The 6,534-nt window shown below is 35.0% G+C and carries 7 protein-coding genes; 5 read left to right on the forward strand and 2 right to left on the reverse strand.

The genetic code is table 11. The features are described from left to right. The first annotated feature begins 144 nt into the window (after positions 1-144). The 5 genes from CRS_RS01590 to CRS_RS01610 all read left to right on the forward strand — a co-directional run bounded on the left by CRS_RS01590 (position 145) and on the right by CRS_RS01610 (position 4,018). The gene (locus CRS_RS01590; protein WP_002980017.1) at positions 145-657 is read left to right on the forward strand and encodes an FKBP-type peptidyl-prolyl cis-trans isomerase; all 513 of its coding nucleotides are present in this window, start codon (positions 145-147) and stop codon (positions 655-657) included. An 81-nt stretch (positions 658-738) separates the two neighbouring features. Then, entirely contained in the window at positions 739-1,776 is a 1,038-nt protein-coding gene (locus CRS_RS01595; RefSeq protein WP_228451165.1) for a peptidylprolyl isomerase, read from the forward strand. 154 nt (positions 1,777-1,930) lie between these two features. After that, the gene (locus CRS_RS01600; RefSeq protein WP_142722342.1) at positions 1,931-2,506 is read left to right on the forward strand and encodes a hypothetical protein; all 576 of its coding nucleotides are present in this window, start codon (positions 1,931-1,933) and stop codon (positions 2,504-2,506) included. A 114-nt stretch (positions 2,507-2,620) separates the two neighbouring features. Continuing rightward, complete coding sequence (locus CRS_RS01605) at positions 2,621-2,842, forward strand: hypothetical protein (protein WP_142722343.1); 222 nt, start codon at positions 2,621-2,623, stop codon at positions 2,840-2,842. A gap of 153 nt (positions 2,843-2,995) precedes the next feature. Then, positions 2,996-4,018: an SIR2 family protein gene (locus tag CRS_RS01610; RefSeq protein ID WP_142722344.1), complete on the forward strand. Its 1,023-nt coding sequence runs from the start codon at positions 2,996-2,998 to the stop codon at positions 4,016-4,018. A gap of 59 nt (positions 4,019-4,077) precedes the next feature. Here CRS_RS01610 and CRS_RS01615 read toward each other — a convergent pair whose 3' ends face one another. Together CRS_RS01615 and CRS_RS01620 are read right to left on the reverse strand one after the other, a co-directional pair. Beyond that, on the reverse strand, positions 4,078-4,308 hold the full coding sequence (locus CRS_RS01615; RefSeq protein WP_142722345.1) for a hypothetical protein: 231 nt from the start codon (positions 4,306-4,308) through the stop codon (positions 4,078-4,080). A 1,065-nt stretch (positions 4,309-5,373) separates the two neighbouring features. Further along, positions 5,374-6,534 (reverse strand): M20/M25/M40 family metallo-hydrolase (locus CRS_RS01620; protein WP_142722683.1); only part of this gene is annotated, 1,161 nt, incomplete at its 5' end.

A 6,534-nucleotide genomic window follows, 5' to 3' on the forward strand; every position in this document is an offset into this window, starting at 1 on the left:
GGGGTTTTTCCCGGCTTTTTCGTATCTATGTATTTATAAAAATGAGTGGGTAGTTTAAGATCAGATACATATTTTATTACATTCGCACATTTCTTAACCAAGTTTTGTAATTGATTCACGAAATGTGTATTTTCGCAAAAGTTTATGAAAAAAATACTCTTCATATCAGCTATAAGCCTGTTGAGCTGCAACAGGAATGCCCAGACGGCCCATCCTCCTGTAGGTGGTGTTTTAAGCCAAAAAGATCTGGATGTTTCTAAAAACAGGATGAAAAATTTAAATACGATAGAACGGGGACAGATCCAGGATTGGATCAATGGTCAGTCTGTAAAGTATTATCCTACGCAGCTTAATTACTGGGTAACGGTAGAAGGTTATGATCAGAGAGAAAAAAGGAAAGATGAGACCATGATTTCCTATTCCTATGATCTGTATGATTTTGACGAGACTAAAATCTATGATAAGCCTTTTGAAAGGAGAGATGCCAGATTTGGGCATTTTGATGAGCTGAAAGCGGTGGAGAATGCTTTACGTTTTATACGTGATGGGGAGGAAGTAACGCTTTTGGTACCATCTTCTCTGGCTTACGGAACCTATGGAGACGAAAAGAAAATAGATAACGATATCCCATTAATCATAAAATTAAAAGCTCTATAATACATGAAATTGTTTAACAAGAATATAATTCTGGCAGCGGCAAGTATTTCGCTGATGAGTTGTACCCCAATTTATAAAAAAATGAACGTAGACAAAGAAACTTACGAAGGTCTTAATGACGGACTTTATGCCAATCTTCAAACTACAAAAGGTAACATGATTGTGAAGTTTGAGGACAAGAAAGCACCAGTAACTGTAGCCAATTTTATCGGTCTTGCAGAAGGGAAAATCGATAACAAAGCTAAGGCTAAAGGAGTTCCTTACTATGATGGAACGATTTTCCACAGAGTGATCAAAGATTTCATGATCCAGGGAGGAGATCCTCAGGGAACAGGAATGGGAGATCCTGGATATAAATTCGAGGACGAAAGAAACGACCTTAAGCACACTGGGAAAGGGATCCTTTCTATGGCTAACTCAGGACCTAACACAAACGGTTCTCAGTTCTTTATTACTGAAGTGGCAACCCCTTGGTTGGACGGAAGACACACGATCTTTGGAAAAGTGGTAAAAGGTAATGAAGTGATTGATGCTATTGCTAACGTTGAAAAAGGAGCTCAGGATAAACCTAAAACGGATATCGTTCTAGAAAAAGTTTCTGTTTTCAGCAAAGGTGACGATTACAAACACTACGATGCAGCTAAAACCTTCAACGAAGGAAAAGCTAAAATCGCAGAAAACAATAAAGCTTTTATCGCTAAAGAAGAAGCTGAAAAGAAGAAAAAAGAAGAAGAATTTAAAGCTAACCAGGAGAAATTGGTTGAAAGCCTAAAAGCTGGTATGCAAAAAACTGAATCAGGTCTTTACTATAAAATCACAAAGACAGCTGACGGTAAAGCTCCAAAAGCTGGTGATAATGTATCTGTACACTATGCAGGTAAATTGGTAGACGGTACTGAGTTTGATTCTTCATTCAAAAGAAATGAGCCGATCGAAATTCCAATCGGAATGGGAAGAGTAATCAAAGGATGGGATGAAGGTATCCTGTTATTGAAAGAAGGTGAAACTGCTACATTATTGATCCCGCCTGCAATGGCTTATGGGGAAAGAGGTGCAGGAGGTGTGATCCCGCCAAACTCCTGGTTGGTTTTCGATGTTGAGCTTGTAAAAGTAAAATAATTGAATCTTCAAAATATTGTAAAAAGCCGTCCGAAAGGATGGCTTTTTTATTTTGCTCAAAATATTCTGTAACGATCTGAGTAAATAGTACGACCTATTTTAACAGTTGGAAAGGTTAATAATTTTTCTGGCGGAAATATAACACCCTTCAATCATGAAAACCAAACCACTTTTCTTTCTGTTCGTTTTGCTGTCGCTTACGGTTTTTTCGCAGACCAAGATAAATCCTGACGATGCAGCGATAAAAAAATCACTTACCTATTTTGTAAACAGTATTCAATCCAAAGAGATAGATCAGGCAGTAAGCTGTATTTATCCAAAATTCTTCACCATCGTTTCAAAAGAACAGATGACTCAGATTTTGAATATGACTTACAATAATCCATTTATGAAAATTGAAGTACAGGATCTAAAGTTTGGAAATATCGAAAAACCTGAACTCATTACCGGTGAGTATTTTTCTATTACCCATTATTTTTTAAAACTGAAATGCAATGTCAGCTCATTAAATGATGATATGAAAAAGAAAATGAACAGTGCCTTAACAGCTAAGTATGGTACAAATAATGTAAAATATTTGGCGAGCGAAGGTTCCTATCTTATCAACGCCCATATGAAAGCCTGCGCTGTTGCAAAAGATAAAAAAGCTTGGAAATTTGTTATCCTTGAAAAGGAATATAAGAAAGAACTGGTAAAAATCTTACCGAAGAAAATTCTGGATCAATTCTAAGGATTGGAAATGAGCTGTTTTTGTTTTTCTGTAAATACCGTAAAAATACGGATTTCAGTAAGGAGTTATTACTTCTATCTTTATCCGGCACTTATAAGAAACAAAATATAAAACATGTTTGATCTGAATTACGATTGGATAAAAAAGGAAATAGAGTCGGAGGTATGCGATGAACACAGTCTGCATCCGGAACTGATTAAAACAGATGAAGGCTTCGGTATCAAAGCCTGCTGTGAGCCTTTCAGGGAGAAAATGGTTGAAAAATCCGGAAAAATGATTGAAGAGGAGACCCAAAAGATCCTCGAAAAAATGCTGAAGAATATGTTTAAAGAATAAATTTTTACGATGTGATGATAGCACTTGTTGTTATCACGGGAGCTGCTCCGGACGGGGTGGCTTTTTTTGGTCGAGAAATGTGGTGGCTTTACGGGTTTCCGTAAGGTATATTATATACAACTAATTAGTTTTGAGGTTTAAAACATTTAACAAATGAAAACAATACTACTTGTAGGAAATGGATTTAACTACATGATTGAAAACTGGATTAAAAATCTTTCAGAAAATTTTGTAAAGGAAACAACTGGTGAGGAAACTGTCAGCATAACAGAAAAAATCCATGAAATAACTACGCTATGGCAAAAATTCAATGAAATTTTTGAAGAAATTAAAACTAAGAACCCTAAACTTAATGAGGAGGAATTAATAAGGATTATTTATTCAGTTATTGATCTTTTTTCTTCCATGGATGGACTTGAAAAGATTATGGGACGTGATAAACTTGAGCAGCTAAAAGGTTTGTTTGACTCCTTGCTTTTGGAAAAAATTAGAGATATTGCTTTAGAGTTTAAAAATCACCATGAATCAGTGGGATATAAAAATATAAAAAAGCTATTTCCTGATTTTGGAAGTAGATTTTCTAAGATGCTTAGTGATAAAAAATCTAAATATTTTCACATTTTTACAACTAATTATGATGGAGTTCTGGATACATTATTAACAGGTAATCCTCATGGATTTATTTTTCAAGATGGATTTGGAAGCTATACAAGAGAGTTTTTAAAATTTTATAATTATAATATTGAATACGATAAAATTATATGTCATTTGCATGGGTCATATCTTTATCAAAAGATTTATGGTATGACTTATAAATTAAGAGATAATATCGAAAATACGGATCCAGTAATGATTTTTAATAATCCAGATTTTAAGGAAGATATAATTAAAAGAGATACAGTATTGTTGCAGTATTATGAAATTTTGAAAAATGATTTAAAAGATTCCGACCAACTAATAATATTTGGAAATTCTATGATTAATGAACCTCATATTAAGAGTTTAATTAATAAATATGGAAATAGGGAGGATTTGAAAATAATTATTTTTTCTACTAGTCCTGAAAAGGTTTCTGAAGAATTAAAAGGTATTTATAAATTTAATGTTGAGCAAGTAAATACAAAAGAGGTTTTAGACATGGATGCTTTTTTTACTGAACTTGAAAATAAACTATAAAAAACCGCCCCAAAAGAGCGGTTTTCCAAGTAAAAATAAATTGAAAGTTATATGTTTTGTTATCTTTTCTTCATACTCGTTCCGGCTAAAGAACTGATGAATACAAGGCCAAACCCGATATAAGCGGCAAATGCCGTCAGGTATATAATTAAGCTGTTAAAGCTTGGTTTTGTGGCGTATACCAACACAGAAAATGCAGCAAAACTCAACACCAGCATTAGGCTCCATATATGCAATTTCGCAGCATCTTCATTTCTCTTAAAAATCATTTCAAAAAACGCTCTCATCATTACTAACATTTTAAGGGTTATACATTAATTTATATGATAAAGGCACTCATCACGGTAAAAAGAATAAATTCCTTTACAGGGCTAAGGTTCATGATGACTTTGCCATTTATTTATATCATGATACCGGGCTGAAAGTCCGGGATATTTTTGTTTTTGAATCAATAAATGATTCCTGGTTATTGTGATACCAGTTAGATACGGGTGCAAAACTGCTGTGAAAAACTAACGGGGGTTAGTCAGTCACGGGCCCGTATCTTTTACGGCATCGTAGAAAAAAAAGGATTCATATACCAGATATGAACTTGAATCGGTGGAAAAACTGAAAATCCACAGAAAACCTTTTTTCTCATCCTTAGTGTTTTTTTAATTTTTTCTCAATAATTTACATGCCAATATTATGCCAAAGTTTGCTTTCTCCGATTAACACTTTGTTTCACGGGATCGTTAAGGCCAGTATTGGAACGTGTTTTCATCTGTTATTTCCTTAAACGTAGAAAAATTTTCTGTTTTTTAGGACTAATGATTGTTTACGAAGAAAATATTACGGAAAAGAATTATTTTTATGTATTTAAAATAGCAAGTTATTGAACATCCCATAATAACTATTCAATTCGTATCATTTGTGAAAACATTAATGACATTTGTGTTTAATTGAATAAACCACGAATAACACCAATTAAACAGTTCAACAGAATCAATAGGAATGGGCTTTAGCCCATTTTATATTTTATGAATATCTTTCGATGGCTTTAGCCGAAACTTATAAGAGTGCCACAGATTGACATGGATGCCTGCGTATATTTTTTTACAAATATAATTGGATAGTTAAAAAAATATTCATCAAAAGTATCAATCATTCTTATCAATCTGTGAAATCCAGTTAAAAACATTTTTACAATTATTATAAGTTTCGGCTAAAGCTAATGGATAATACCTTTTAAGTAAACAGGCTTAAGCCCGGCCCTAAATTAAAGCGAGTATCATAATATTCTGTGTTTCCTGCTGGTGTATGGTTCTGTCATAAATATTTAAAAAGAAAACCGCCTTTACAGACGGTTTCATATTTTACCAGTTTTTATCGATCATATAAATTATCTGTGTTAAAGCTGCAGCGCCTAATAAGAGTTCTCTCCGGTTCACTTTTTCAAAAGTATCTTCTTCGGTATGGTGAATATCAAAATAACGCTGAGAATCCGGCATCAGTTCGGCAGCGGGAATTCCCATATCGTGAAGGGGATAAAGATCTGTTCCTGAAAAACGCTCTTCAAAATTATAAACTCCGTAAGGAAGGAAGAGATTTGACCAGCTCTTGATCTGGTTTCTTTTGGTGTCATCCATATCCAGGGCAATTCCTCTCGGCGCAAAGCCTCCGGCATCTGTTTCTATGGCGAAAATATGTTTTTCATTCTTCTCTTTTACTGTTTTGCCGTATTGGATTCCTCCTTTTACTCCATTCTCTTCATTGGCAAAACAAACAACACGGATGGTATGATTATTCGGAATTCCTAATTTTTTAAAAGTCCTCAATACCTCAATGCTCTGCACAATGCCGGCTCCGTCGTCATGCGCTCCTTCACCCACATCCCATGAGTCTAGGTGACCACCTACCACAATGATACTTTGGTCTTTTTTTCCGGTGATTTCACCAATGACAGAGTGGGAGAGTTTCTCTCCTTTCATTCCACAGTTGGAGTTAAGTTTTGCATTAACTTTTTGGCTTTTTAATAAGGCTTCCAGTTCATCTGCGGTGGTACTTCCAATGGCTACGGCAGGTATTTTAGACACTTTTTCTTCATATCGCATTGCTCCGGTATGGGGAACATCGTCAAATGCAGAGGAAAGTGATCTTACGATGGCAAATTTACCTCCTTTTTTAGCTGTTAAAGAAGCCGCGGTAGTTCTGTACTTTGCAGCATCACCGTATGCTTTAAAGGTTTCTATGAAAGACTGACTGAAAGCATAGTTAAAGAATACAATTTTATCTTTCACCTTCTCAGCAGGAAGTTTATCATATTCTTCCATGGATTTTACCATGATGATTTCTCCTGAAATATCTTTTCCTCCGGTTCCTTCAGAGTTTCCGAGAGAAAGCATTTTAAGGTTTTTCCATTTTCCGTTACCGGTTTGGATGTGCAGGGATTCTTTTCCTCTTACCCATACCGGGATCATCACTTCCTGAAGCCAGACTTTATCAGCTCCGGCATCACGAAGCTTTTGTTCAGCCCA

The sequence above is a fragment of the Chryseobacterium sp. ON_d1 genome, assembly GCF_006829085.1.
Taxonomy (GTDB): domain Bacteria; phylum Bacteroidota; class Bacteroidia; order Flavobacteriales; family Weeksellaceae; genus Chryseobacterium.

Coding starts and splice junctions, on each gene's coding strand:
- CRS_RS01610 (WP_142722344.1), top strand. CDS start 2,996: ATGAAAACAATACTACTTGTAGGAAATGGATTTAACTACATGATTGAA.
- CRS_RS01605 (WP_142722343.1), top strand. CDS start 2,621: ATGTTTGATCTGAATTACGATTGGATAAAAAAGGAAATAGAGTCGGAG.
- CRS_RS01595 (WP_228451165.1), top strand. CDS start 739: ATGAACGTAGACAAAGAAACTTACGAAGGTCTTAATGACGGACTTTAT.
- CRS_RS01600 (WP_142722342.1), top strand. CDS start 1,931: ATGAAAACCAAACCACTTTTCTTTCTGTTCGTTTTGCTGTCGCTTACG.
- CRS_RS01590 (WP_002980017.1), top strand. CDS start 145: ATGAAAAAAATACTCTTCATATCAGCTATAAGCCTGTTGAGCTGCAAC.
- CRS_RS01615 (WP_142722345.1), bottom strand. CDS start 4,308: ATGATGAGAGCGTTTTTTGAAATGATTTTTAAGAGAAATGAAGATGCT.